The sequence below is a fragment of the Candidatus Obscuribacterales bacterium genome, from assembly GCA_019744775.1.
Classification (GTDB): Bacteria; Cyanobacteriota; Vampirovibrionia; order Obscuribacterales; family Obscuribacteraceae; genus SBAT01.
In genome coordinates this window covers 299,428-326,154 of the sequence record JAIETZ010000003.1, presented here as the reverse complement: position 1 = coordinate 326,154, position 26,727 = coordinate 299,428, and the positions used below count along the sequence as shown (strand labels likewise).

The 26,727-nt window shown below is 46.4% G+C and carries 20 protein-coding genes; 9 read left to right on the top strand and 11 right to left on the bottom strand.

The genetic code is table 11. The features are described from left to right. Window positions 1-5: 5 nt before the first annotated feature. Both K2Y22_08145 and K2Y22_08140 read right to left on the bottom strand, forming a co-directional pair. Window positions 6-737 carry a hypothetical protein gene (locus K2Y22_08145; protein ID MBX9878416.1) on the bottom strand — a complete coding sequence of 244 codons (732 nt, stop codon included), beginning with the start codon at window positions 735-737 and terminating at the stop codon, window positions 6-8. 79 nt (window positions 738-816) lie between these two features. Further along, window positions 817-1,044 carry a sulfurtransferase TusA family protein gene (locus K2Y22_08140; GenBank protein MBX9878415.1) on the bottom strand — a complete coding sequence of 76 codons (228 nt, stop codon included), beginning with the start codon at window positions 1,042-1,044 and terminating at the stop codon, window positions 817-819. A gap of 444 nt (window positions 1,045-1,488) precedes the next feature. Between K2Y22_08140 and K2Y22_08135 the strand changes: the two genes are divergently transcribed. The 3 genes from K2Y22_08135 (at window position 1,489) to K2Y22_08125 (ending at window position 6,207) form a co-directional block, all read left to right on the top strand. Further along, window positions 1,489-4,215, top strand: a complete 2,727-nt coding sequence (locus K2Y22_08135) for a 5'-nucleotidase C-terminal domain-containing protein (GenBank protein MBX9878414.1) — start codon at window positions 1,489-1,491, stop codon at window positions 4,213-4,215. A gap of 43 nt (window positions 4,216-4,258) precedes the next feature. Continuing rightward, on the top strand, window positions 4,259-5,383 hold the full coding sequence (locus K2Y22_08130; GenBank protein MBX9878413.1) for a hypothetical protein: 1,125 nt from the start codon (window positions 4,259-4,261) through the stop codon (window positions 5,381-5,383). Between the two features lie 242 nt (window positions 5,384-5,625). Next, entirely contained in the window at window positions 5,626-6,207 is a 582-nt protein-coding gene (locus K2Y22_08125) for a hypothetical protein (GenBank protein ID MBX9878412.1), read from the top strand. Here K2Y22_08125 and K2Y22_08120 read toward each other — a convergent pair. Continuing rightward, complete coding sequence (locus tag K2Y22_08120) at window positions 6,204-6,902, bottom strand: hypothetical protein (GenBank protein MBX9878411.1); 699 nt, start codon at window positions 6,900-6,902, stop codon at window positions 6,204-6,206. The genes K2Y22_08125 and K2Y22_08120 overlap by 4 nt on opposite strands. A gap of 1 nt (window position 6,903) precedes the next feature. Next, window positions 6,904-7,653 (bottom strand): hypothetical protein, encoded by a 750-nt coding sequence (locus tag K2Y22_08115; protein ID MBX9878410.1) that lies wholly within the window; start codon window positions 7,651-7,653, stop codon window positions 6,904-6,906. Between the two features lie 387 nt (window positions 7,654-8,040). On the opposite strand from K2Y22_08115, the gene K2Y22_08110 reads away from it, so the two are divergent. Beyond that, window positions 8,041-9,168 carry an esterase FrsA gene (locus K2Y22_08110; GenBank protein MBX9878409.1) on the top strand — a complete coding sequence of 376 codons (1,128 nt, stop codon included), beginning with the start codon at window positions 8,041-8,043 and terminating at the stop codon, window positions 9,166-9,168. 69 nt (window positions 9,169-9,237) lie between these two features. Continuing rightward, on the top strand, window positions 9,238-10,812 hold the full coding sequence (locus tag K2Y22_08105) for a TolC family protein (GenBank protein ID MBX9878408.1): 1,575 nt from the start codon (window positions 9,238-9,240) through the stop codon (window positions 10,810-10,812). Here K2Y22_08105 and K2Y22_08100 read toward each other — a convergent pair whose 3' ends face one another. Genes K2Y22_08100 through K2Y22_08080 form a run of 5 tightly spaced genes read right to left on the bottom strand, consistent with a single transcriptional unit; the run spans window position 10,813 to window position 20,001 of the window. Continuing rightward, window positions 10,813-11,148, bottom strand: a complete 336-nt coding sequence (locus tag K2Y22_08100; protein ID MBX9878407.1) for a P-II family nitrogen regulator — start codon at window positions 11,146-11,148, stop codon at window positions 10,813-10,815. It lies immediately after the preceding gene. 7 nt (window positions 11,149-11,155) lie between these two features. Then, the gene (locus K2Y22_08095; protein ID MBX9878406.1) at window positions 11,156-12,367 is read right to left on the bottom strand and encodes an efflux RND transporter periplasmic adaptor subunit; all 1,212 of its coding nucleotides are present in this window, start codon (window positions 12,365-12,367) and stop codon (window positions 11,156-11,158) included. Beyond that, window positions 12,360-15,494, bottom strand: a complete 3,135-nt coding sequence (locus K2Y22_08090) for a CusA/CzcA family heavy metal efflux RND transporter (GenBank protein ID MBX9878405.1) — start codon at window positions 15,492-15,494, stop codon at window positions 12,360-12,362. The genes K2Y22_08095 and K2Y22_08090 overlap by 8 nt, the downstream gene beginning before the upstream one ends. After that, window positions 15,494-18,577, bottom strand: a complete 3,084-nt coding sequence (locus K2Y22_08085; GenBank protein ID MBX9878404.1) for a CusA/CzcA family heavy metal efflux RND transporter — start codon at window positions 18,575-18,577, stop codon at window positions 15,494-15,496. The genes K2Y22_08090 and K2Y22_08085 overlap by 1 nt, the downstream gene beginning before the upstream one ends. A 26-nt stretch (window positions 18,578-18,603) precedes the next feature. Then, window positions 18,604-20,001, bottom strand: coding sequence for an efflux RND transporter periplasmic adaptor subunit (locus K2Y22_08080; protein MBX9878403.1), 1,398 nt, complete (start codon window positions 19,999-20,001; stop codon window positions 18,604-18,606). A gap of 127 nt (window positions 20,002-20,128) precedes the next feature. Between K2Y22_08080 and K2Y22_08075 the strand changes: the two genes are divergently transcribed. After that, on the top strand, window positions 20,129-20,422 hold the full coding sequence (locus tag K2Y22_08075) for an RNA-binding S4 domain-containing protein (protein MBX9878402.1): 294 nt from the start codon (window positions 20,129-20,131) through the stop codon (window positions 20,420-20,422). A 10-nt stretch (window positions 20,423-20,432) separates the two neighbouring features. Here the strand turns inward: K2Y22_08075 and rpoD are convergent, their stop codons facing one another. Next, window positions 20,433-21,458, bottom strand: coding sequence for an RNA polymerase sigma factor RpoD (gene rpoD / locus K2Y22_08070; GenBank protein MBX9878401.1), 1,026 nt, complete (start codon window positions 21,456-21,458; stop codon window positions 20,433-20,435). Between the two features lie 47 nt (window positions 21,459-21,505). Continuing rightward, on the bottom strand, window positions 21,506-23,440 hold the full coding sequence (gene dnaG, locus K2Y22_08065; protein ID MBX9878400.1) for a DNA primase: 1,935 nt from the start codon (window positions 23,438-23,440) through the stop codon (window positions 21,506-21,508). A gap of 142 nt (window positions 23,441-23,582) precedes the next feature. Between dnaG and K2Y22_08060 the strand changes: the two genes are divergently transcribed. The 3 genes from K2Y22_08060 (at window position 23,583) to murQ (ending at window position 26,708) form a co-directional block, all read left to right on the top strand. After that, entirely contained in the window at window positions 23,583-24,137 is a 555-nt protein-coding gene (locus tag K2Y22_08060; protein MBX9878399.1) for a hypothetical protein, read from the top strand. A 200-nt stretch (window positions 24,138-24,337) separates the two neighbouring features. Further along, window positions 24,338-25,813, top strand: a complete 1,476-nt coding sequence (gene hydA / locus K2Y22_08055) for a dihydropyrimidinase (GenBank protein MBX9878398.1) — start codon at window positions 24,338-24,340, stop codon at window positions 25,811-25,813. After that, on the top strand, window positions 25,791-26,708 hold the full coding sequence (murQ, locus tag K2Y22_08050) for an N-acetylmuramic acid 6-phosphate etherase (protein MBX9878397.1): 918 nt from the start codon (window positions 25,791-25,793) through the stop codon (window positions 26,706-26,708). Before hydA ends, murQ begins: the two co-directional genes overlap by 23 nt. The last annotated feature ends 19 nt before the right edge of the window (window positions 26,709-26,727 follow it).

Sequence of the window (26,727 nt, the reverse complement as noted above, 5' to 3'; positions counted from 1 at the left end):
GTTTTTCACGGCTGAAGTTGTGTATGTCCTGTACCCTGCATTGCAGGAATTTCTTTTGATTTCGTTGATGCCAAATCTCTTACCACAAGTCCTGGATCAGGAAGTGGTGGCGGCACCGTATCTAATTCTTCTTCTGTACGCAGGTTTTCAAATTCAGTATTCGGCACATTGATGTTGGCATGCTTTGATTTGCTCAAAAGGTAATGAATGCGCGCATTGATTTTCTTCGAGTATTTTTCAGGTACTAAATTTGCATAAACTAGATCAACTAGCTCGCGAGAAGCTTGATAATAATCCCCACGCTTTTCCAGCAGTTCGGACAACGCAACTCGCAACATCAATTCTTTTGGTTGTTTTGCTTTCAATTCATTGAGCTTTGCCATCGCGGCATCAATTTGACCTTGTTCGTCTTTCAAATTTGCTAGTTGGTGGTATGCCACCCAGAGAGTGGGTTCCAAGGTAACAGCTCGCAGATACAAATCGGCAGCTTCTTTTTCGTTGCCTGCTTTTCTCATTTCTTCGGCTTTTGTATAGACGAGGTGATAGTCGTTATTGTCGAGCTTCGCATCGCCAGTCGACATATTGCCATGAAAAGAAGCTCCAGCCGGCGCCTTCTCAGGCTTCAAATCACCCTTAAAGTCATGTCCGTAGGCTGGCAAAGCCACTACAGAAAAGGCAGACACGCTTAGTAGTAAGCGCCTGGCACCGTTGATTTCTTTGTGAAAAAGGTAAAACACCTGTTGATCCTCTAAAAATGAGCGGATTTTGTCAACAGTTTGTATTTAATATATATTTGTTCTTTTCAATATTTACTTGTTATAGGTCCTTGCGGATAGTAACCACAAAGTGTCCTTCGGCTGAAGGAGACGTTGCCAGAACTGCATGCCCTTCTTGCTGAACGCTCAAGCTTACGCTCTCCACCGGTTCACCACCATCAAGCAAAACTTCGACAGTATCCCCAACTGCCATTTTGTCCAAAAACAGTCGCGTTTTCACAAAATTCATCGGGCAGGCAACACCGCGCAAATCCAGCTTCAAATTCATTTGAAACACTCTCCTGGAAAACATCTACTCGGCTCAGGGCACCAATCTTTTGTTTCATAGCGAATCCATTGCTTTCTGAAACAGTCCCGGCTATCGACATAGCCCTTAACTCTATCCAAAACGGCAACAGGGTTCTGTCCCATTTCTTTTCCCAAACACTCAAGGCATTTCATCGTTTCCGAATTGCCCAAAGCCAGGTTAATAACTTGTTTGCGAAGGCACAAAGCGGCACCGCACTGGGCACAAGACCCAGGTGCATCCTCGATAAGCATTAAAGGGTAACAACCAGTCATTTGCAGAATCGTAGCCGATAGAGCCACTTTTCGGCAAAAAATAATGCTTTTATGGGGGTAATTACGAAACACTATACGTAATTTACTGTTTCCTTAGGGATTTCTTACCATTACTATTTCTCTTCAATAAAAGTCCTCAGGAGTCCCTAAATTGCCAGAAAGAGGCAACTTCGAGTTAAGCAACGACCGCAACGGTCATGGCTCGTTTGAGTCGTCTTCCAGGCTCGCCCAAGAAGCCTCTGCCGCAAATACTCCTTTCTGGGAAACAACGGGCTTCAAGCAAGGCAGCTCGGAAGCAGTTGGTACATTCGCAGCCGGACTAACAGGCATTCTTACATTTAGCGCCGGCGCTGCAATGAAGCGCTATCAATTACTAAAAGCAGGCACAGTAGCACTAGCTCCTGTCTTAGGTGGTTGGTCAAAACATGGCGTCAAAGAAGGACTGGACAGCATGCTGCATTTAAGCGGCAAAGACAAAAGCGCCAGCACTAACGACTACTACACAGGCGCACTCGATGCAGTTGCCGGTATCACAGGTAGCATGGCCGAACAAAAAGCTTCGCACTGGTATACAGGCTATGTTGGCCGCCGCGAATTAACACGCGGTTCAACAAGCGCAGCCGGCGGACTGAAGCACGAATTTGCAAGCTGGATCAAGGGCAAATCTCCGACAGGAATGGTCTCTGAAAAGGCTGCTTTGACTGAAGGCAAACGCATCGTGTCGCAAGATGTGTTGCCGCAAATAACTCACAATGTTCTGCGCGGAGTTGCCGGAGGCTTTGTCGGCTCTCTTACCTGGTCAGTACCTCATCGCGCATGGGAAAATCGCGACGAAATAAACAAAGATGCAACGCAAGGCACAATAAAAACTATCTCTCAAATCGGTGTTGATACAACTTTAGGAACGCTAATTGGTGGTGGATCAGCAGGGCTTATTACATCTGCCATTCATGGCAAGACTATAGGACGCTATTTCAAAGCTCATTTAAATGGAGACGATGGTCTCACTCGCATGGACGTCTCTTATTTCAATGACGGACATGGACAAATGCTTGGCGATCGAAATTTTGCCAGAGCAAATACACTAATGAATGATCTGGGCACTAAATCCAAAACGATGGAAACGAACAGTCCAATTTGGAGTGAAGTACCCGAGAAAGAACGTACTGGTCGCTGGTGGAAACAATTCACCGGTCAAGAACCAGTAATGGAAAATCAAAGAACCGCACGCAACTACCAGAAGCGCCAGGGCGGCGATTTGGAAAACGCCAACGTCTCAGCTCCATGGACAGGCTGGGGCAAAGGCGAAGACGAAATCGTCAGAGCTATGGACTTAGATGTTGAAGGCTGGGGCAACCATCCTTTCGATAAGGCAGGCGGTGGGTCTGACATCGTGACGCTGCCAGAATATATCAATCAGCAAAATACAATCACCGGCAAGCGCCGACCAATTGTAACAAGCAACCTGGATCTTTCAGAACTGCCTGAAGAAGCCGCGAAGAACTTGCGAGAGATATTCGAGCCTTACATTGTCCACGAATTGAAAGGGCCCAACGGTAAACCGGTCAAAGCAGCGACCATTGGTCTGACCACCGAAGAAGGCGCAGTCGGCGGAATCAAATACATAGACGCTGCTAAACGACTCAAAGAAGTATTGGCACAAGTCAAAGAAGAACATCCGGACACCAAAATCTTCATGGTCCAGGCACATTTAGGCGATGAAATAACCAGAAAGTTGGCTCAAGAATTCAAGGAAGTTTCTGTCATATTTGACGCTCACTCTCACCAAGCTTACGGCACAGTCATGTACGTCAACAATGGCGAACGCGATGTCGCAATTATACAGGCAGGCGCTTATCTGTCTCACATCGGCGAATACAACCTGGCGTTCAATCCGGACGGTTCACTCAATAAATTCAGAACCACCGGTAGACTGCATGCGGTCACGAAGGACATTAAGGAAGATCCGGTAATCAAATCAATCATTGATAAAAGAATACCCAAAGAACTCAATGATCTATACGCAGAAAAATACGACGCAACAGCAACAGCTAAATACAATTTAGACAGCATTCGTCGCGATGAAAACCCAACTGCTAATTTGATCGTCGATGCTCTAGTAGCGGACAGTCAAAAGCGCATTGCGCCGGACATAAGACCAGACATCATTACCGCCCAGAGCGGCTTCATAAGAACAGGCATACCAGGCGGACAAGAACTGTCACGCTTCGATTTGTGCAAAGTGATAATCAATGCCGGTAAAAAATCGGACGAAGAACTCGAGCAAGTTATGGTGAATGTCACCGGCAAGCAATTCAAGGACATGCTTGAGTTTGGCATAGCTGATCTCAATGCACCACAAGATGCCGGCATCAAGGGCTTTATCAAACAAATGTTCAACAGGATGTTGACTGGCAAATCCATGCCGAAGGTTGATGATCCACAAGGCAATCTCTTGCATATGAACGGCAGTTATACTTTCGATTTGAGCAAACCAGTTGGACAAAGAGTCAGTAAAATTATGCTCAATGAAAACGGTCACCTAGCAGAGATAGAGCCGACAAGAACTTACAGATGGCAAACACGCTGGCACTTTATAGACAAAGCACACAAAGCAGGACTCTTGGGAGACGTACCTCTTAAAGATGCCTACAAAGCAATTGATGCAACGGACTACAAAGAATCAATCGTTGACGCTATTGGCGATTACATTAGAGGCAAGATACTCGATCCGAAGATTCACGGCAAAGTTGAAGGCCGTATCATCAACAAGACTCCTCAACCATTTTCACTTCAGTATGGACCGGGACCTTCAATTCCAACCTTCTCAGTTTTGTCCGGTCGTGATACCATGAGCGGCGACCAAAAGGCACACTAGCCTAAGGTTAGACCAGGTTAAGCGCAGGAATCACAGGTTGCCCGTGAGCAAGAAGACCGGAGTCCGCACAGAAAGCGATCACCTGGGCCAGGTCCAGATACCTGCTGACGTCTACTGGGGCGCAAACACTCAACGAGCACGTGAATGTTTTTCAATCTCAGGTTGCACGATGCACCCGAGAATGATTTCGGCTCTCACGCATGTCAAAAAAGCCGTTTCACAAGCTAACGGGCAGTCAGGACTTTTAGATGCGAAACTCGCCCAAGCTCTATCGCAAGCTGCTGACGAAATTCTCTCGGGCATGTGGCCGGATAACTTTGTAGTCGACGCATTTGCTCCAGTGTCTTTTCACTCTGGTAATTTGGATGAACTCACGGCCAATCGCGCTTCAGAAATGCTTGGTGGCGAAGTGGGCACTTACACCATGGTTCATCCAGACAAACATGCTGCGGCAGTTCAATCACCACAAGATATTTTTTCCACAGCGATGCGCATTGCTGTTTTGACATCACTAAAAGACCTTTCGCCAATCATTCGAGATTTAGAAAGACTCTTGCGCAGGAAAGCACTTGAATTTGACAAACCGGCGCCAGCTATATCCAGCGAAATCAATATTTACGCATCGTCAATTCAACATAATTGGAAGCGGTTGACCCAAGCCAGCACTAATTTGCTTGAAATAAATCTATCTGTGAGTGACACGGCAATCGCCAAGACTTATGCACCATTCACCCTGGAGAAACTTCGCCAATCAACAGGACTAGCACTCAAAGCCCCGGATGATTCCTTGCGTCCGTTGAAGTCTATGGCTGACTTCGTGGAATTCTCGGCAGCACTTAAAGAGATGGCAATTGAATTAGCAAGACTGTCTAATGACCTGATAGCCCTAGCAACAAGCGGCAAGATTACGATTCCACCAGTCGCCGCAAGAGACCAGCTGCAAACTTCCGAACCAGTTATTCCTGAAGCACTGCATATGGTGGCATTTCAAATTATCAGCAATGACAGCGGTGTGACGCTTGCTGCACAATCAGGGCAGTTGCAATCCAATTCACTGATGCCCCTAATTATTCATAACATTCTTGATTCAATGGATCTGTTAAGCAATATGCTTAGTTCTTTCAACCAGCGTTGCCTCAATGGAATATTATCGATTTCTAACTCATGATCCTCATGAAGAAATATGAAAGAATCTAGCTGACCATAAGGCAGCTAAGTTGAGTTACTATTTACAAGCTGCTCGAGGAGATCGCACATGCTAATCACATGCCATAGCGAGAGCGCAGCGTCGCGAGGAGCGATGCGAAGCGTAGCGCGGGTTGCCGGCTGGCAAGTGAAATCCGAACTGGTAGTGAGGATGGAACTATAGATATGTATAGTGGATATAGATTTGAGATGATCGTTGGCTGCATGAGCGCTGGGAAATCCAGCGAGCTTATTCGGCGTATCGAGCGCGCTCGTTTGGCTTATTTGCCGACAATTATGTTCCGCTCGGCAACTGATACTCGCTCGCGTCCGGACCATGTTGAATCACGCAATGGTTTAACTTCTCAAGCGATCGTCGTAGAAACAGCAAAGGATATGCTCAAGTATTCGAGCCAAGCAATTGTTATTGGCGTTGATGAATGTCAGTTTTTTGATGACAGTCTTATTGATGTCATCCATGTACTGTTGAGACAGAAGAAGAAAGTAATCGCTTCTGGTTTGGATTTGGATTACCGCGGACTTCCATTTGGTTGTGTACCGCATCTTCTTACACTTGCTGATCGCGTCGACAAATTGCTCGCAGTCTGTCGTAAGTGCGGATCAGACTTCGCCTGCCGTACGCAACGCGTTGTGCAATCAAACGAACAAATTCTTGTCGGTGACAGTCAATACGAAGCACGTTGCATTCACTGCTTCGAGCCGCCATCTGAATATCAGTTGAAACTCGATATTCCAGAGCCACAATACTTCGCTCCACCGATTACGCAGAACGTCTCGATCGTCTAACTCGCACTGATTGAAAAATACGGCGTTACAGCCACAAGGTCCTTCCAACCAATTTCAATTCGATAATTGCCTGGTCCAACCTCAACACGGCTGGCGACAAGTGATCCATCCGTATCTGTCTTCTCGATGAAAACAACACCGCGATCCATTTCTTTGACGCGCAATTCCAAATCTTGCAGACCGGAACTCTTCTCGTCTGTAGCCTGCATCAATATTCGCAAACTATCCTCTTCAACCAACCAACCAAGATTTAGTTCAACGTGAGCATCACCCAGCTGTCTTTCAATTGTGCCAAGTGACACCATTTGCTTGCCCGCGCTACGTGTAATTGCCACTGGTTGCAATTGCTGCCAGCTCAAAGAAAAGAGTGCATCCTGCCAGGCACTGAGAGCCATCTCTTTGCCGGCACCCACTAACTCGCGAAACTTCAAGGCAATGTCCACACCAGACTGTGCAAGTCCGGCGATGAGTCTTTCAGTAACGCGTTTAACTGTCGCTTTGTCTTCCTTACCTAAGTTGATATGTTCAGATACCTTCCACATTAGTTCATCAAATTGGCTGTTCTCGCCAGGCAACGGCAATTTGTCGCTGTGCCTCTGGCAAAAGTCAGCAAGAGCTTTGACGCAAACATCTTCTTCCTTTATATCGAGAATCTGCTTGAGCTCCGTCTTTGCTTTTGAGGCTTTGCCGTCCATGTTATTCATCCCTCGCTTTTGTTTTGCTTTCCTCGTCCAGCTTCGCTTTGAATTGAGCTAGTGTACGGACGATTTTCTTATCGATCGTATCTATACTCTTAGCCTCCATTTTTAGACAGGAAATCAAATCTTCTCTTTTATATCCATGGACATATTTGAGCATGAAACAAACTTTGTGCAGGTCTGTGGGCAGTTCATCGGTTATTTGCTTGATTAAATCAGCCATTAGAGCCCGTTCTTCAGGATTTTGACCCAGTCCTGAACCGGAGCCCAGAACGGACGATTCCCCTATAACGTCATCTGCCGAGCGTCCATCCTCCTCGGAAAACAAGGAATCAAGGGAGGTCGTCTGCCAGATGCTGCCCGAAGACGGCTGGGAGTCGAAAGCCTGTCCCGGGGCTAGGGTTTTAATCTTTACCTTGCCGCCATGGACTTCCCGCTCTTCTTCATAGACAACCCCGTGAGGCACGGCCAGTTCAGGCTTTTCAGCCTTCTTAAGGATAACTTTGTGATAACGCTCCAGATTCTGAGCGATAGCCTTATTACAGGCAGCCATACAGTAGGGCTTGAGCTTGGCACCCGGATAGCTAGGGTCAAAGTGCTTGGTCACCAAAATTAGGGCATTCTGCAGAATGTCCTCAACATCTTCTTCGGAGGAGAGCCTCGCCCGGGAGCGGATATAACGCATCATGCGTTCGGGCGTGAATTCCATCTCGCCTCGCAAAAATGCTCTGCTCTCTTTAACGTCCATATTTATAGCTCCGGCTCGACAAGTCTCGCCTGCGCCTGCTGTCCAGCTTTACACGCATCGCTACGGACGGCTCTTCGCCGCCCTTGCTCTGCTGCTGCTCTGTAATTAATTCTCAAATTATTTGCCCGCTCGACAACCGAAATTGGATGCCCCAGTACCGGTTTTATACCCCTGACTTGTCGCTTCTGAACCGCATTATCGGCGCTGCGTCCTCGCTAGTAAGACTTGCATCTATACGTTTCCAAGAATTTCTTGACAAGATTTTCCAAAAACATTTTTTGATTGTTGTTAAGGGACAAGATATATCCCTCAGGTAGAATAGCGATCGCTAAAACACCGTTGCCAACAGGCTTTCAGCCATGTTGTCATTATTTATTCAGTCGACTAATGTCTCGTCTAACAACAAATCGCGCAAATCAAAGACTGACGAAATTTCTCAATGAAGTTTCCGAAAGCGCAACCTTGCGCATGATTTTGCCGGTGCTTAAAACAAGAGCATTAGCAAATGGACTTTACGCCGAAGAATTCGCGCAAGCGACAAACAAAGTAAAAACTCTAGACGACTTGCGCTACCGCTTAACTTTGATGGCGGCAAACTATCAAGAAAAAGCTCGCTACTGGGACGACTTAGGTCTTCTTGCCAGAGCACGCGACCATCATTTGCAAGCAGCGTTGTGGAGTTTCTACGCGCAACTCATAATGAAAGACACAAAACAAAAGTCACAGACGTACAACATGTGCAGCCGCAATTACGAGTTAGCAGCGCCGTATTTCAGTTATCCAGCTCGCAAGATTGAAATTCCATACAAAGTTGCATCACTTAAAGGCTACTTGCGATTGCCAGGCAACGAAGAAGAAATTCCGTATGGCTCACTTCCTGTTGTCGTATTGCTTAACGCACACAAGTCAACGAAAGAAGAGTTGCATTACACCGAACACGCGTTTTTACGCCAAGGCATTGCAACACTTTCATTTGACTATCCGGGCACCGGTGAAAGTCTTTCCGAGTCGTTTGACTTACTGAATCTTGATTCTTTGTGCAATGCAATTGTGTTATTCATTGCGGAGACAAAAGTCCTCGATGCAAATCGCATTGCACTGCACGGCGCAAGTATCGGCGGCACCATTGCCTTGAGTCTAGCCGCAAAGTTTCCGCAGCTTTTCAAAGTCTGCGTAAGTCTTTCCGCACCGTCGGATGTATTGGTCAACAAACAAGCTCAGAACAAATTGAAGCGTGAGCTTTTGTCACAACTTGTGCAAGACGATGAAGACATATCCCAACTGGCTCAAAAATTCAGCCTGCACTCAACCTTGTCAGGCATCACTTGCTCTACCCTAATCATCGGTGGCGGCAAAGACGTATTTGTTCCGTTTGCAGAAACCAAAAATCTGTTTGAATTAGTATCTTGCCAGGACAAGAAGCTGGTTATCTGTTCGAGGGCTAAACATATATGCTTTGAGATGATGCCGTCACTACGATACGAAATAGCTCAATGGGTACAAGAGCGTATTTAGCACGTTGTCACAGTGCAATTTTAAATTAGGTTATACTAACTATCTAGTTCTAGTATTAGGAAATGAAGAATGGCATTTATCGCCTACTTCCTTTTGTTTTTCATTCTTACTACAACGCCTACATTCAGCATGCAGGCAGGCGCCAGCATGCCTGCGGCAAAAACTGATTCTGATTCATCGGTGCAATTGCGTCCGGCGTTAACTCCATCACCAAGCCTACAGGTGGCTCCCGATTCGGCATTGAAAGCGAATCCGCAGTCAACAACCAGCAATGGAACAATGACAGACAAAGGTATCGTTTTACCGTCTGTCGACCTATCACAATCATCAATGCCGGCAACAGACGCAACACAACCCACTGCTACTAGCACCAGTGGGCAACCGATGTTGAAAGGCACTGCAGTAAAGACAGTGACTATTAGCCAAGCACTAAATGATGCGCTTATGAATAACCCACGGACAGAAGCGATACGAAAACAACTTGGAATTACAAAGTCAGCGTATTGGCAAGCCCTCACTTTTCCCAATCCAAGCTTGGTCTTGATCAATGGATACGGTAGCTTGAGCTTCCAGCAAGCAGTCAACGTTCCAATTGAGCCACCATGGAAAGTACTTTTCAGATTGCTGGTAGCCAAGCGCCAAGTGGCACAAACAAAATTGGAAATCGCTCGCGACCTTTGGAAGTTCCGCGCCGACATCCGCCGCAGCTTCACCGAACTTGCACTCGCACAAGAAACGGCAGAAACGCTCTCTGATCTTTCTCAACTTGCCGAAAAACTTTTAGATGTTGCACAAAAACGATTCAATGCAGGCGACGTACCCGAGTTGGATGTTTTAAAAGCACGCCTGGCAACGTCACAAGCCAATATCGAATTGCGACAAGGAAACATGCGCGCCACAAGAGCAGCACAACAACTCAACGTAGTCATGGCCAATCCGGTCGAAAACAGCATTAACGTCCCGCGATTACCGCTTTTTCGATTAAAAGCAAGCAAAGAACGTGCAGAGGAATTATCTACCGCCGAAAGAAATGATTTACTGCCGGACTTTTCCAAGCCAGTGCCACCGCTTAGTGAATTCATCACCCTAGCGCAAAACAATCGCCTCGAACTCAAAATCATCAACAAACAAATTAATGTAGCCAGCGCACAGCTAAAAGCAGCATTCGGCAATATCATTCCAACACCCGAATTCATGTGGGGTCGTGACTTTTCAGGCAACCCGCCGGTTCCCGAGACTGGATCTGACGCCACCGTCGGTCTGTTATTCAACGTGCTGGTTCAACTGCCAGTTCTAGATTTTCAGCAAGGACAAATTACTCAATTGCGGGCAACAATTAAACAATTGAGAGCTCAATTGCTAGGACAGAAAAATATCGTCATCGGCGAAGTTTCATCTGCATACAACAATCTCATCACAGCCAGACAACGTATCCTCGAGTATCAAGAACACGTTCTCTTTGACTCATACGAAGTAGCACGTCTGGCACGACGGAGTTATGAGGTGGGTCAGTCTGACATTACAGCTACATTGACCGCTCAACAAGCAAACGTGGCAGTACGCAGAGATTACCTAAACGCTATCATGGACTATCAACTAGCCTTCACGGATCTAGAGCAAGCAATTAACGTACCATTGCAATAACTAATCCTTTTTTTGCTGCTTGGCCAAAGCTTCCGGTCCTGTCAATCCCGTTTGAATATTGGAAAAACTATTCAACGAAACTGAGTAAATGATGCCATCTCCTTCCTGATGCGTTCTCACTGTTTTACTAATCAGTTGGATTATATTTGAAGATTCTTCATTGTTGACTGCTATCTCGACTTTAACACGCGGCTGCAAATAGTCAGCCGAGTCATTTAAGTTTAGTACTGAACCTTTTAATTCCGTAACGGTGTAGCCGGTAATCTCCTGCATACGCAAGGTTCGAGTGAGGCGATCCAGCATGAATGGTTGAATGATTGCCGTAATCAATTCCATGGCGCTCTTACTCCTTCGCTCGTTTTACCGACTGACCCAACAATTGCAAACTTCCTTTGACGACCACTCTTTCGCCCGGCTTTAATCCTTGCGTAACCTCTACTAAATCTCCAGAGGTTTGCCCGGTACGAATTTGCCTTTCCTCAAAATGATTTTTATCCTTAACTATGTACACTACTGATACTTCTCCAATTGTTTGCACTGATGCCTGCGGGATTACTAATCCACTAGACAAACCTGTTTGAACTACAATTTCGGCAAACATCTCAGGCTTAAGTCTTATTCCCGGATTGCTAATTGTTGCTCTAATATTCAATGTTCTGGACTCCGGATCAATTTGTGCGCCAACAAAATCAATTAGTCCGTAAAATTTTTCATCAGGAAAACTATCTACAACAACTTCGACTGGCAAATACTTTCGCATGAAGCGCAAATCCTTCTCGAAGACTTGGGCAACAAGCCATACGTGCGATAAATCAGAAACTTCAAATAAGTTCTTACCAGACTCAACCATTTCGCCTGGATCTGCCTCACGATCTATAATAATCCCGGCTCGCGGCGATACGACATCAAACACAGCTTTTATAGTACGAGCCTTGTTCAATCTATTCAACTCACTTTCAGACAAACCATACAAGCCTATCCTTTCTTTGGTAGATCTATAGGCTGCTTGTATCTTCTCGTCAATTGCAGCCAGGTCTAGCCTAGCTTCCTCTAAGTCGCTTTCTGCAAGCTCAAATTCCGCCCTCGCGGCAATTTTTTCACTGAGTAAAACCGCTCTACGATCATATATCTTTTGCTTTAAAGCCAATTGTAAATTCGCGGTCTTGCGCTGAGAATCCAGGTCAACTAATTTCGACAAATAATCGCTTTCCAACTCGCCCACTTCGTCGCTGCGAATTTGTGCAAGAATCTGTCCTTTTCTCACAACATCGCCGTGTTGGACAAATACATTTTCAATCCGACCGGGCACCAGAGAATTAATCGGTGTCGTTAAGTTGGGATTAGCCTGAATGGTCCCTACCAAATTCAGCTTCACCGGCACCGTCCGCACGGAAGCAACTGCATCTGTAAATCCAATACTAGACAATTCACTATCCGTGAGCATTAGCGGCGCACAGATATCTTTGCCCTTTGAATCCGAGGTCGGAATAGTAGATGTCGATTGCGTACAACCAGAAATCAGGACAGTAATAAGAAGAATCGTGATTCTACGCATCAACTGCCTCCTCTAGGTCGGTACTCTTGGTGCCTGCGGGTCTGCCAGGGCTGGGAGAGAATTTGAGATAAAGCGCCGGCAATACGTATAACGAAAGTAGTGTACAAGAAATTAACCCGCCAATTATTACGATAGCAAAAGGCCTCTGTGTCTGCGCACCAATCTCCGTTGACATTGCTGCCGGCATCAATCCAGCAGCAGCAATTGTTGCTGTCATTAGAACCGGTCTCATCCGGGTCAGTGCTCCTTGATAAACAGCCTCCGCAACCGAAAATCCTTCGTGTCTTAATTCATTAACAAAAGCCACAAGAAGAATGCCATTTTTAACAGCTAATCCAAATAAGGCAATTAGTCCAACGCCGGCAGCAATGGAAAAGTAAGTACCAGTGAGGTGCAAGGCCAATAGCGCTCCAAGAGCAGCAAGCGGTATCACGGAAAAGATTACCAGGGCTCCGCCCAGCGTTCCAGACGAGAGATAGAGGATAGTAACAATTACAACTAATGTCACAGGCAGAACAATCGCTAATTGGTGTGTTGCCTCTTTTTGCCTTTGAAATTCACCGCTCCATTGAACGCGATATCCTTCAGGCAGAACAATCGCCGAAGCAACACGCCGCTGTGCATCTTTAACAGCAGTAGCCAAGTCACGACCCCGTACATTTGCTCGAATGGTAGCCATTCGATAACCAGACTCTCGCCAAATTTGCGTGGCACCATTGACTTGTTCCAGTGTTGCTAATTGCGATAGAGGAACTCTTTGCGAATTTGGAGTATCAATAAGGATTTGCTCAAGCGATTCTTCAGTTGATCTAAAGGGAGCAGCAAAACGCACGACCACATCAAAACGTCTTTCGCCCTCGATAATCTTGGTCGCCGATTTTCCAGCGACTGCTATTTCCACCAGGTCGCGCAAATCGTGTTCATTAAGTCCATAACGTGCCGCTTCTTGCTGATTGATCTTAATTACGAACTGCGGCTGTCCTAAAAGCGGGTCAACAATTACATCCACAATTCCAGGCGTCTTCGACATTATGTGACCAACTTTGTCGGCTAATTTTTCCAATTCTGCCAAGTCAGGGCCGGCTATTTTCGCGACAAGAGAGCCTTGTACGCCGGATAAGGCTTCATCAAGAGTCGTTTGAATATATTGTGTAAAGTAATAGCCAACACCAGGAATAGTTTCCAAATCTTGACGCATTGCCTTTATAAGTAGGTCTTTGTTCTCATGAAACTGTCCGCGCCATTTTTTGGCCGGCAGAAGGTCAATGTAATATTCCTGATCAGCAAATCTCGCTGGATCAGTTCCATCATCAGGACCACCCACCTGGGAAATCACCTGTTTGACTTCAGGGAACTTCAGCAGAGCTAGTCTCACTTGCCTGCCTATCTTAGCCGATTCTTCCAAAGTCACACTGCCGGGCTTAATAGTAGCTCTCAACCAAATATTACCCTCTTCCAAATGCGGTAGAAACTCGCTTCCAAGATTCACGAAGAGCAAGCCGGAAATGACAATCGTCAGAACCGCAATTCCAATTACAGCGTGAGAATGTTTTAGCGCCCAGTTCAAACTTGGTTCATACAGACGACGGGCAATCTTAACAATTGGACTCTGTTTCTCTTCTAATGGCTTCTTCACCAAAAAAATAGAACACAGTACCGGCACTACCGCCAGCGACACAAGACCTGCACCAATTAAAGCGCTGACCATCGTAGTCGCCAGTGGCCGAAACAATTTTCCTTCTACTCCCGAGAAACTGAATATCGGCATAAACGTAGCGATAATTACGACAATACCGAAAATAATTGGTCCTCCTACCTCACGAGCAGACTCAGCCAAGAGATATAGGCGCTCTTGAACGTTCATATCACGTCCTTCTTTAGACAAACGTCTAACAATGTTTTCGGTCATCACTACAGAGCTATCAACTAAGATACCGAAATCAATTGCGCCAAGACTTAATAAATTTGCCGGCACTCCCAAAAGAGTCAAGCAAATAAAAGCTATGAGCATAGAAATTGGAATGACACAAGCCGTGATAAGAGCAGACCGTACATCAACGAGAAATACTGCCAACAAAATAACAACGAGAGTAATACCGGCAAAAATATTGAAACCAACTGTAGCTAGCGTCTGCTTCATCAGAATATCGCGGTCATACAAAGGCACTAGCTTGACGCCGGCCGGCAGCCTCGCAATAACTTCCGGCAAATGCTCTTTCACGGACTTCAACACCTGGGTAGGATTCTCGCCTCTTCGAAGCAACAATATGCCTTCTACAATCTCATCGTCATAGTCTTTCCCAACTTGCCCACGACGTACCATAGGTCCAATTGTTACGGAAGCCACATCCTTTACGCGTGTAGGAACTCCCTCGGCGTTTGTCCTAATTACGACATTCCCTATGTCGTCCTCATTTTTTAAAAGTCCCAATTCACGTACGATGAGAGCATTTCCATTTCGTTCGATGAATCCGCCACCCGTGCTGTCATTGGATTTTTCTACAGCAATAAATACTTGCTCCAAACTTACATTGAATGCTCGTAACCTATATGGATCTACGTTAATTTGAAAAGTCTTGGTTTGCCCACCTTCACTAACAACACCAATAACTCCCGGGATTTGCCGAAAAAGCTTTTCTAAGTCCCATTGTTGAATCGAACGCAAACCCATAGCAGAGTAGTAGGGACTGGATAAATAGTAGCGATAGATTTCCCTTAGCGAGCCAACATCCGGCTCCAAGTGAGGCTCTATACCATCCGGCAAGTCAGCCTGATGAATCCGTTCAAGAACCTGCTGCCGAGCGAGCGCTGTCTGGGAGTTATCGCTAAATGTTGAAATTACTACAGACAAACCATATAAAGATAAAGATCTCAAAGCAGTCTGTCCTGGAATGCCATTCATTTCCTTTTCCAGCGGCACTGTAATTAAGCGTTCGACTTCTTCGGCACCTTTTCCAGGGACTATAGTGATCACCCTAACTTGAGGATTAGCCAACTCCGGATAAGCCTCAATAGGCAGCATTCTCCAAGCAATTACACCAGCAATTACAAGTAAAGCAACACAACCCAGAGTAAGGTATTTGCCCTTTAGCGCTGTTCCGATAAAACTAGCAACCAAATTTTGCATTAACGTTCTTCTTCTGGCTGATTAAAGAGCTCATACAGGGCCGGCAGAACAACCAATGTCAAAATCGTAGCTGATATCAATCCACCAAGCACTACCGTCGCCAATGGTCTTTGGATTTCGGCGCCTGTACCGCTAGATAGAACTTTGGGAACCAATCCCATAATAGCCACGAGAGCAGTCATTAACACGGGCCGCAATCGAACATGAGCGCCATCCAATACCGCTTCTTGCACCGGATAACCATGTTTCTGCAATTGCATAATATAGCTAACTAAGATCACACCATTTTGCACGGCGACACCAAAGAGGGCAATGAATCCAATAACAGCCGGCACAGACAAGACCTGACGAGTAATAAAGAGCGCAAGAATGCCACCAATGAGGGAAAATGGCACAACAAGCATAATCAGTCCCGCATTCTTCAGAGAGTTGAAAGTTACAAACAGAAGAATGAAGATGAGCAAAAGCACAACCGGAACAACAATGCACAAACGAGCCATAGCTCGTTGTTGATTTTCAAACTGTCCACCCCACTCGATGTGATATCCCTTGGGCAATTGAATTTCCTTATTAACCTTTGCCTGCGCCTCAGCAACAAAGCTTCCCAAATCTCGTCCGCGCACATTTGCCAGCACAGCCGTTCTGCGCTGTCCGTCCTCGCGATTAAGCATTACCAAACCACGATCCAATTCGAAATCAGCTAACTGCTTGAGCGGAATCTTACCGCCGTCAGGAGTCGTAACCAAAATATTCTGAATGTCTTCCATGTTTTCGCGATAGTCATAAGGGAAGCGCACCAACAAGCCAAATCTCTTTGTTCCTTCAACGACTTGTGTCACGACTTCACCGGCAATCGCTGTCTCGATAATAGTTTGAATGTCAGACACGTTGATGCCATGCCTAGCAATTTCTTCCCGCTTGATTTTGATATTAAGTTGAGGCAGACCAAGAATATGTTCTCGCTGCATATCAGCAGCACCTTTAACACTTGAGACGACTCTTTGCACTTTACCGGCCAGGCTGTCGATAGTGTAAATATCATCACCGAATATCTTGATGCCCAAGTCAGCCTTGATGCCGGCAATCAAATCATCAATCATGTCCGCAATTGGCTGCGAGAAGCTATATACAAGTCCCGGTATCTTGTCCAGCTGTGCCGCCATTTTGTTGACTAGTTCTTCTTTGGTGTGCGCTGTCTTCCACTCTGATTTCGGCTTAAGACCAACAGATACATCCGCGTTGTCCACACCATCAAGATCGGATCCCATTCCAGATCGACCAATTCGAGAAACGACCTCCGTGACCTCAGGAAAATTCTTGATCATCTTCTCGACAATAGCAGCAATTCGACGCGATTCGGTATGCGAGACGCTGGCAGACAATTTGGTTCTAAGTAGAATTGGTCCTTCGTCCAATGTTGGCACGAATTCAGAACCCAAGAGCGGTACCAGCAACAGACTGGCAACGAGCACCAGTACAGAAATGCCCATTGTCTTTTGCGGGTTATTCAATGCAGCCTTTAAGATTGGCGTGTAATGACGCTTGGCAAAAGTCAGCACTGGGCTCTCACGTTCAACCAAAGGCTTTTTCATTGCCCAGAAACACAAGACAGGAATAATTGTCAGAGACACAATCAAAGCACCGGAAATGGCATAAATAAAGGAAAGCGCAAGTGGATGGAACATCTTTCCTTCCACGCCTTCAAGCGTAAATAGTGGAATATAAACTGAAATAATTATGCCGATAGCAAAGAAGATTGGTCTGCCTACTTCCTTGGCTCCTTCCAAAATAATTTTCCATGTGTCTAATTTCTTGCCTGGTTGATGGTGGCTGGCTTCAGCTAAATGTCGATAGATGTTCTCCACCATCACCACGCCGGAATCAACAATCACACCAAAGTCCACGGCTCCCAGAGTCATAAGGTTGGCTGACAAGCCGGTGAACTTCATCATAATGAAGCTAAATAGCAACGATAACGGAATGATTGCACAAACAATAATTGCACTGCGAATGTGCATCAGCATTGCCATCAATACAATGACAACGAGTCCGCTACTAAAAATCAGAATCTCTTTTACGGTCTCGATGGTCTGATTTACAAGGTGTGACTGGTCATAATATGGGACTATTTCTACACCTTCCGGCAAGTCTTTTTGAATGTGGGCTATTTCTTTGCGAATAGCTTCAACCGAAGCCTTGGTATTTGCGCCCTTGCGAGTCTGAACGATGCCTGTAACTACTTCGCCTTTCCCATCCATAGATGCGGATCCACGACGGAATGCCGACCCCACCACAATCTCAGCAACGTTGGATATTTTGACCGGTGTGCCGCCTACAGATTTCAAAACGATAGTGCCGATATCGGCTTCCTTTTGAATTCGACCCAACCCACGAATAATTATTTCTTCGCCGCCTTGCTCAATGAAGTTACCGCCGGCGTTAGCATTGTTTTCAGCCAATGCATGAATGACATCTGCTACCGTTAGTCCATAACCGCGTAGTTTATTCGGCGAAACAATTACCTGATATTGCTTTACGTATCCACCATAAGAGACAACATTCCCTACGCCCCTGACGGCTCTCAGTCTTCTAGCAACCAGCCAATCTTGCATGGTGCGCAAATCGGTCAAATCGTAACGATCCGACTTTAGGTAGTACATAAATACATTACTAAAGCTAGTCAACACTGGTCCCAAAACCGGGCGTATTTCGCCTTCCGGCAAATTGAAGTTCATCTGATTGATGCGTTCATAAACTAGCTGACGGCAGAAATACACATCGGCATCATCTTCAAATATGGCTGTAACAACAGACAAACCGAAGCTGGAATTCGAGCGGATCTGTTTGATTTTCGGCAAGCCATTGAGCGATGTCTCAAGAGGAAAGGTTACAAGCGTCTCCACCTCTTCCGTCGCCATGCGTTCTGGTTCCGTTATCACCTGAACCTGGACGTTGCTAACATCGGGAAAGGAGTCAACAGGAATTTGGTAAACAGCCCAGATACCTGCACAAATCAAACAGAGCATAGCAAAGGCAATCAGTAATCTCTGAGTCAGGGCAAATGTGATTATTTTGTCCAGCATGTTTTCCTAACACCAAAATTCAAAACTTAGTGCCTGTAAGTCAGCTCGGTTTTAAGCATCAAACTTCCCTGTGTAGCAACCTTTTCACCAGGAGCCAGACCCGACAACACTTCAACATATGTCTCGCTTTCCCTGCCGGTCTTTATTGCTCTTTCTTGATAGCCACCATCGACAGCTACATAGACAACCTTATTGCCGTCGCGTTCTTGAATTGCCGACTTCGGACAAGCCAACATGTCAGCCGAGTCCCCATCAATATCAATTACAGCGAACATATTTGATTTCAGCCGGTTGCTTTCATTTGGCAACGTGACTCGAATCTTTACCGTGCGTGTTTCTGGATCAACTACTTGGCTTATGTAATTAATGGTGCCATGGAAAATTTCATTGGGATAGCTGGAAATCTTTACCCGAACCGGACTATCCATTTTCACTCTAGCCAAATCAATTTCCGGCAAATCTGCCGCAACAACTACAGAACTAAGATTGGTGACTGTGAAAGCTACTTTCTCTGGACTTAGAACTTCACCAACAGCAACATCTATATTGGTTACGACACCATTTGCCGGTGATATTAAAGGTACAAGTACCTGTATTTTGCCTTGTCGAATTACGTCTTCAACCATGCTCTGCGGCACACCTAAAAAAACCAGTCGTTGCTTCAACGTACTCAAATGCTGGTCAGCCCGTTTTGTCTCAGCTTTGGCGACATCAACATCTCGTCTCATCATCGCCCGGTTTGCAAACAAGTGCTCCTCGCGTTGAAGACTCTGTTGGGCTTGCGAGAAGTCCGCCTTGGCGTTTTCATAACCAGCCTTAGAGCGCAAGAATTCCTTTGTCGAAGCAATCTTCTCTTGGTGCAGTTGCTCCTGTCTGCGATATTCCGACTCAGACAATTCCAACTTTGTGTTTGCTTGGTTGAATTCAGCTTTAGCGTGGATCAACGCTGCCGGCCGCTGCAGTTGTTCTTCGTAAATTTGTTGTTCGCGCCGCTCGTGCGCCCGGGCAATTTCCAACTTCGACCTTGCCTCAATAAGCTCCGCCTGCAAATCACCAATCTCGCGGCTGTCGATAGTGGCGAGGACTTCGCCAGGACTTACCTTTTGACCAAGAGCTACGGGCACCTTGATTACCCGCCCACTAAACCGTGAATTAATATCAACCTCTTTGCCCACTTCCGGTCTAATTTGACCGGTAATGCGCAAGGTTAGGGACACCTTTCGCTGGTCTATCGGTTCATTTCGGATGGCAATCTCATTGGCAACATCATTGCTTACTTCGATGAAATTCTCCGTTTTTTCATCGCTCTTTTGTTCTGCTTCCTGATTGCTCTGCAAACTAAAAGCGGCAATAACCCAGGACATCACTGCCAACACAATGAGACCGGCACAGATGAAAATTGCCTGCTTGTATGTCTTAAACATTGGACGTGATACCCCTACCCAACCAGTTCTACAAGTCTAGGCACTTCTAGTCTAACTCTTACCAATTTAATTGGCTAATATCGAGAACTCGTATCATATTTAATGTATTGCTATAAAATGAACCGCTATGCGCTTAGATAAATGGCTCAAAGTCTCCCGTTTAATAAAACGCCGCACGGTGGCTCAAATGGCTTGCGACCAGGGTCGGGTCTTCGTAAATGACCGGCCAGCCAAACCGGCACTGGAGCTTAAGCCACAAGACAAAGTACATATAGAGTTAGGCAGGCGTGCACTTACTGTCGAGGTACTCACTGTGCCCACCGGCGCAGTCTCAGCACAAGACGCAGCTTCGCTCTACGAAATAACCGAAGAAATTCGCCGCTCTGCTGAAGAGCTGGACATTTCGGATTTAGAAGAATAAGACGGTATTTCTACTCGATATATTCGCGAAGGCGACGGCTGCGATTTGGGTGGCGCAGCTTACGCAAGGCCTTGGCTTCAATCTGACGTATACGTTCTCGAGTTACACCAAATAGCTGACCGACCTCTTCCAGAGTTCTTGTTCTGCCGTCATCAAGTCCGAAGCGCAGACGCAAGACGTCTCTTTCGCGCGGTGACAACCCAGCCATAACTTCAACCAGATCTTCACGCAACAATTCTTGGGTGACAGACGATGCTGGAGTTTCAGCCTGGCGATCTTCAATGAAATCACCAAGACGGCTGTCTTCTTCTTTGCCGACTGGAGTTTCCAAAGAAATTGGCTCTTGGGCAACTTTGATGATCTCGCGCAGTTTAACAATGGATATTTCCATTGCCAGAGCAATTTCTTCTTCGCTTGGTTTGCGACCTTTATCTTGAGCAAGCTTACGAGTAACTTTTTTCAGTTTATTGATGGTCTCAACCATGTGCACAGGTATACGAATCGTGCGAGCCTGGTCGGCGATAGCGCGTGTAATCGCTTGTCTAATCCACCATGTTGCGTAGGTGCTGAACTTGTAACCACGCTCGTGATCAAACTTCTCTGCCGCACGGATAAGACCCAAATTGCCTTCCTGGATCAAATCCAAGAAAAGCATGCCGCGACCAACATATTTTTTGGCGATTGAAACAACCAAACGCAAGTTGGCTTGCACCAATTTACGTTTAGCAATTGCACCATCTGCTCCGCCTTCCTCAATTCGACGAGCCAATTCAATTTCTTGGTCAGCAGTCAAAAGAGGAATTCGCCCGATTTCACGCAAATACATGCGTACCGGATCATCTGAAGTAAGTCCTTTGGATGCTTCTTCCTCAAATTCAGCCGGGTTTTCGGTAACTCTTTCTTCGTCTTCTTCAATGAAAACTGGTTCTTCGACCTCGGACAAACCCGATATGTCTTCGCCACCCAAGACTTCGTCGCCACCGGTCAAGAAATCCGTTAAGTCGGCACGATTACGACGCTTGCCAACCTCTTCCATCTTGTCTAGCCGTTGGATAAACGTGTCTTCTTTGTCTTTACCTTTAGTCACAGGCTACTACTCTCCACCTGAAGTACTTGGGGCTCCTTGCCTAGAAGTCTATCCACTTTCATCTTAATCTCTGACAGATCCGAATCAGTTTGTGCTTTAGGCAAAAGAATCGCCTCCACCTCCATCAATCCACCTATTTTACTCTGTATTTGCTTTTGTTCATCATCCGAAGTAGATGAATTCAAAAGTCCGCGCAACCGATTCTTCTCTTGGGTAACCTTTTCCTTGAGAATTCTAGCCCTGCCATCTTTCAGAATAACGTCAACAGCGAAGTTCTGCTCTTTCAACTCCTCAGCCTTGAGGATTAAGTCGACAACTGTTTTTAAACCATCCTGGTCGGTTACCAACTCATCCATCAGCTTTGACTGCAAATCATCAATATCTTGAGTTTCGACCATCACCTTCTCAATGGCTTCCTTAACTCTTTGGTGAACCGGATCAACCATATTGTCATCGGCCAAAATTCCTGCCACCCGACGCTGATCATCTTCACCGGTCATGTACAAAGCCAATAACTGACGCTCAGCTTCAAAACAACCGGACGGCAATGCCTTATGTCGGGGCAACGCCTGCCTGGATGGCATTTGAGCCCTGGCTATTCCTGATTGCCGGCGATATTGGCTGACGTCAGAAAGCAATTCTTCTTCGCGAATGTTCAACCTGACAGCCCATTGACGAATGTATTCACCGCGAGCAACTGAATTCTTGATTGCCGAAAGAATTGGCACCAACAATTTTGATGCTTCGATACGGCCCGTATGTGTTGCCAAATTGCAATCAGCAACAGCTCTTTCCAATTGATAGTCGGTTAGCAGTGGCGCATTTTGAATCGCCGCCTCAAATGCTTCGGCGCCACCATCGGGTGCCGGAGCACGCAGGCACTCATCGGGATCTTTGCCACCAGGTACGCGGATAACTCGCAACTGGATGCCTATGCCTTCAGCTACTTGATTAAGCGTTTCAATTCCTCGCTCCGCTGCTTTTTGTCCGGCAGCGTCTGCATCAAATGATAAGTAAACTCGCTTAGAGTCGGTATGTCTGACCAGCAACTTTGCTTGACGTTCGGTCAATGCCGTACCCAAAGTAGCGACGGAGTTTTTGAATCCGAATTGATGCAAGGCAATGGCGTCGAAATAACCTTCGACGACAATTACCGAGTCTTTCTGACGGATATGATCTTTGGCTACATTCAATCCGTAGAGATGTTGTCCCTTTGTATAAATTGGTGACTCCGGCGAGTTGATGTACTTGATTTCGCCTTCAACAAATGTTCTGCCACCAAAAGCAATTACTCGACCTTGATCGTCAGTAATCGGCACCATCAAGCGATGGCGAAAAAGGTCGTAGTAAGAATTAGTATCTTCCTTGTGACGAACAAGTCCAGCTTCCGCTAACGTTGCCGGACTAACTTTGTTGGCGCTGGTCAAATACTGAATCAAACTGTCCCAGGTATTGGGAGCATAACCTAGTCGAAATTCTTGAATAATTTCTTCCGGTATTCCGCGGCGCTTTAGATATTCCCGGGCAATGGCACCCTGCTTCTCGTCTTGCAACATGCGCATGTAAAACTCTGATGCTTGTTGATAAAGCATCAGCATCAAACTACGACGATCATGCTCTTGGCGTTGCTCTTGTGATTCAACCAATTGAACGCCATAGCGTTCAGCCAAATTCTTTACTGAGTCAATAAAATCAACGCGATGGGCTTTTTGCACAAAGGCAAAAACGTCTCCACCTTCGCCGCAACCAAAACATTTGAAAATCCCGCGCTCAGGGTTGACCGTAAACGACGGTGTCTTCTCGTTGTGAAACGGACAAAGTCCTTTGTAATGTTTTCCAGCCCGTTTGAGCGCAACGGTGTCAGAGACAACTTCCAGGATACTTGCCCGGCCTCTAACTTCGGCTATTACTTCTGAAGTTATGCTCTTCAAAAACCGACCCCTTGCTCAATACGAGACTGCTGGAGATCCCATGAGGTAACGCCCGGGATCAACCAATCTGATTCATCGAGTTTATAACAGATCTTGGCTTCTGACGGGTTAAAATTCAGTCGTTTCGCAGAGCTGTTTCGAATTGAATCCTCCAAGCATCCTTACAAGTTTGTCACTATTTCTTTGGGTATTTGCCGAGGGGTCATTTTTCTTCGTTTTGCCTGACGTGCTTCTAGCTCCTCTGGCGGCAAAGTATCCTCAAAGCTGGCTCAAACTTGTCGCCGTCTGTATTGTCGGAACCCTCACGGGTTCACTCATCCCATTCTTTTTGGCAAAGACTGACCCAGCGGCCGGCTACTACCTGCTGCAGAAAATTTCGCTGGTCAGCCCGCCAAAAATAGAGCGCGTTATTCGTACGCTCAACGATTTGGGATACCTGTCCTTCCTTCTGCAACCATTTAGCCTAATTCCACTTAAGGCGTTTGTCTTCGAAGCCAGCAGGTCAAGTTATTCTCCACTAGCAATCTTTGCCAGCGTGTTTGTCGGCAGAACTCTGCGCAACGCAACGGTTGCCTTTCTCGCCAGCTACATAGGCACAAAATATCGAGACCAAATAAGGTCTCGCAAGAAAATCTTTCTAGCGATTTGGATTTTCTTCTGCATGTGTTTGGTCGGTGCTGCAATGTGGGCACCCTAGCCGGTTTAGCTTAAATTTTTGATCTCTTGCTTTTGTCAAACAGCCACCTATTGGCATCTTCGGCTTTGTCTATCGTTCTGTTTCATTGCGATTATTGAAGAGATAAGCAAAATGGTGTTTTTAGCTATCTCCTTCTGGGTTAACATTACCTCTGGCTTTTCAAGCCGCTCCAATGCCTTGCGTAAAAGGTGATGAATGCCATGAAAACTTTGATCACAAACGGGCGCATTATTACAGCAGTCGATGATTACTACGCCGACGTCTTTATTGACGGCGAAAAGATAGTCGCCATCGGCACCAACTTAAATATGGAAGCCGACAAAACAATCGACGCAAAAGGCAAGCTGGTAATTCCTGGCGGCATTGACGCCCACACTCACATGGACATGCCATTCGGCGGCACTACATCTGCCGATGATTTTGAAACCGGCACACGCGCAGCAGCCCACGGCGGCACCACAACCATCATTGACTTTGCCATTCAAAACAAAGGTCAAGCAATTCTTGAAGCTTTAGACATCTGGCACAAAAAAGCTGACGGCAAGACAGCAATCGACTATGGCTTCCACATGATTGTCACCGACTTCACCGACGATCACATTCCCGAAATGAAGCAGATGATTGACCGCGAAGGTGTAACAAGCTTCAAACTATTTATGGCTTATCCGGGCGTATTGCTTGCTGACGACGCTACTATTTTTCGCGCAATGTCTGTCGCAGGAAGTCGCGGCGGACTTATTTGTATGCATGCCGAAAACGGTATCGTCATCAATGAAATTGTTCGCCATGCTCTGAGAAAAGGCTACACGGCACCGAAATATCACGCGCTTACTCGCCCAACTAAAGCAGAAGCTGAAGGTGTTAACCGCGCAATTGCTCTAGCAGAAATGGCCGAGTCACCTGTATACATCGTGCACTTGAGCTGCTACGACGCGCTGAAAAAAGTCAAAGAAGCTCGCGATGAAGGCATTCCAGCATTTGCTGAGACATGCCCGCAATATCTCTTCCTCGATTACAGCTATTACGAGAAAGAAAACTTTGAAGGCGCCAAGTACGTAATGACGCCAGCACTTCGCGAAAAGTGGAATCAAGAAGAACTTTGGACTGGTTTGCGCATGAATGATCTGCAAACAGTCTCCACAGACCACTGCCCCTTTTGCTTCAAAGATCAAAAACACCTGGGCAAAGATGACTTCAGCAAAATACCAAACGGCGGACCAGGCGTTGAAAACCGCATGAGTCTCGTCTTCAATGGTGGTGTTGTCCAGGGAAGAATCAATCTAAACCGCTTCGTGGAAATCACTTCAACGTCTGCAGCGAAGATATTCGGTCTCTTCCCGCGCAAGGGCACAATTGCTCCGGGATCTGACGCCGATATCGTTATCTTCGACCCAGACAAGAAGATGACCATAAGCGCAGAACATCACCACATGAATGTGGATTACAACTGTTATGAAGGAATGGAAGTTACAGGCGTTCCCGAAACCGTCTTGTCTCGTGGTAAGGTCGTAATAGAAAACGGCAAATACACAGGCAAAGCCGGTGACGGTCAATACTTGAAACGCTCCACCGTAGATTTAGGACCAATAAAGGCACAACAAGATGGCAAATTCAGCATCATCGACCGCGAACCAAGGGAAGCTAGGAGGCTCAGTGAAATCAAGTTACACGTTTGAGTTCAATAAAATGCTCACTGAGGAGCGCAATCCAAAAACAATGGATTTGGATGTGCTCGATACGCTGGACTTAGTGTCGCGTATTCAAAGCGAAGATCTCTTGGTTGCTCAAGCAGTCAACAAAGTGATACCGGACATCGCCCGCGCAGTTGACCTCATTGTCGACGGATTGCGCGCAGGCGGCCGCCTCATTTACTTCGGCGCCGGAACAAGCGGCAGACTCGGCGTGCTCGACGCCTCAGAATGTCCTCCGACATTTGGCATTGACCCCAATATCGTCACTGCCTACATTGCCGGCGGCAAAGAAGCAATGTTCCAAGCTTTTGAAAATGCCGAGGATTCCAAAACATCCGGCATAGCCGACGCCACCGCCGCTAACATAACCGACAAAGATGTAGTCGTCGGAATAACAGCCAGCGGCAGAACACCTTATGTCCAAGGCGCTTGCGACAAAGCTCGCGAATTGGGAGCAAAGGTAATTGCTGTTGTTAACAACCCGAATTCCGAATTGGAATCAATTGCCGACGTTGCCATTGTCGCTCCAGTCGGACCAGAAGCATTGACCGGCTCAACCAGAATGAAAGCCGGAACAGCACAAAAGATGATCTTGAACCTCATCTCCACCTGCTCCATGGTCCGCCTCGGCAAAGTCTACGAAAACTTGATGGTTGATTTAAAACCAACCAACGAGAAATTGCGCGAACGCGCCTTGATGATCATCAGCAGCCTAGCCGATGTGCCACGTCACATCGCTGAAGGCGCTCTTGTCGCCTCCCACTACAACGCTAAAACAGCCATCCTCATGGTCAAGCGCAAGCTGGGCAGACAACAAGCTGAAACCCTCATCAACAAATCCGCCGGCTTCTTGCGTCAAGCGTTAGACGAACAGGCGTAGGACGAAGGACATAATCCCT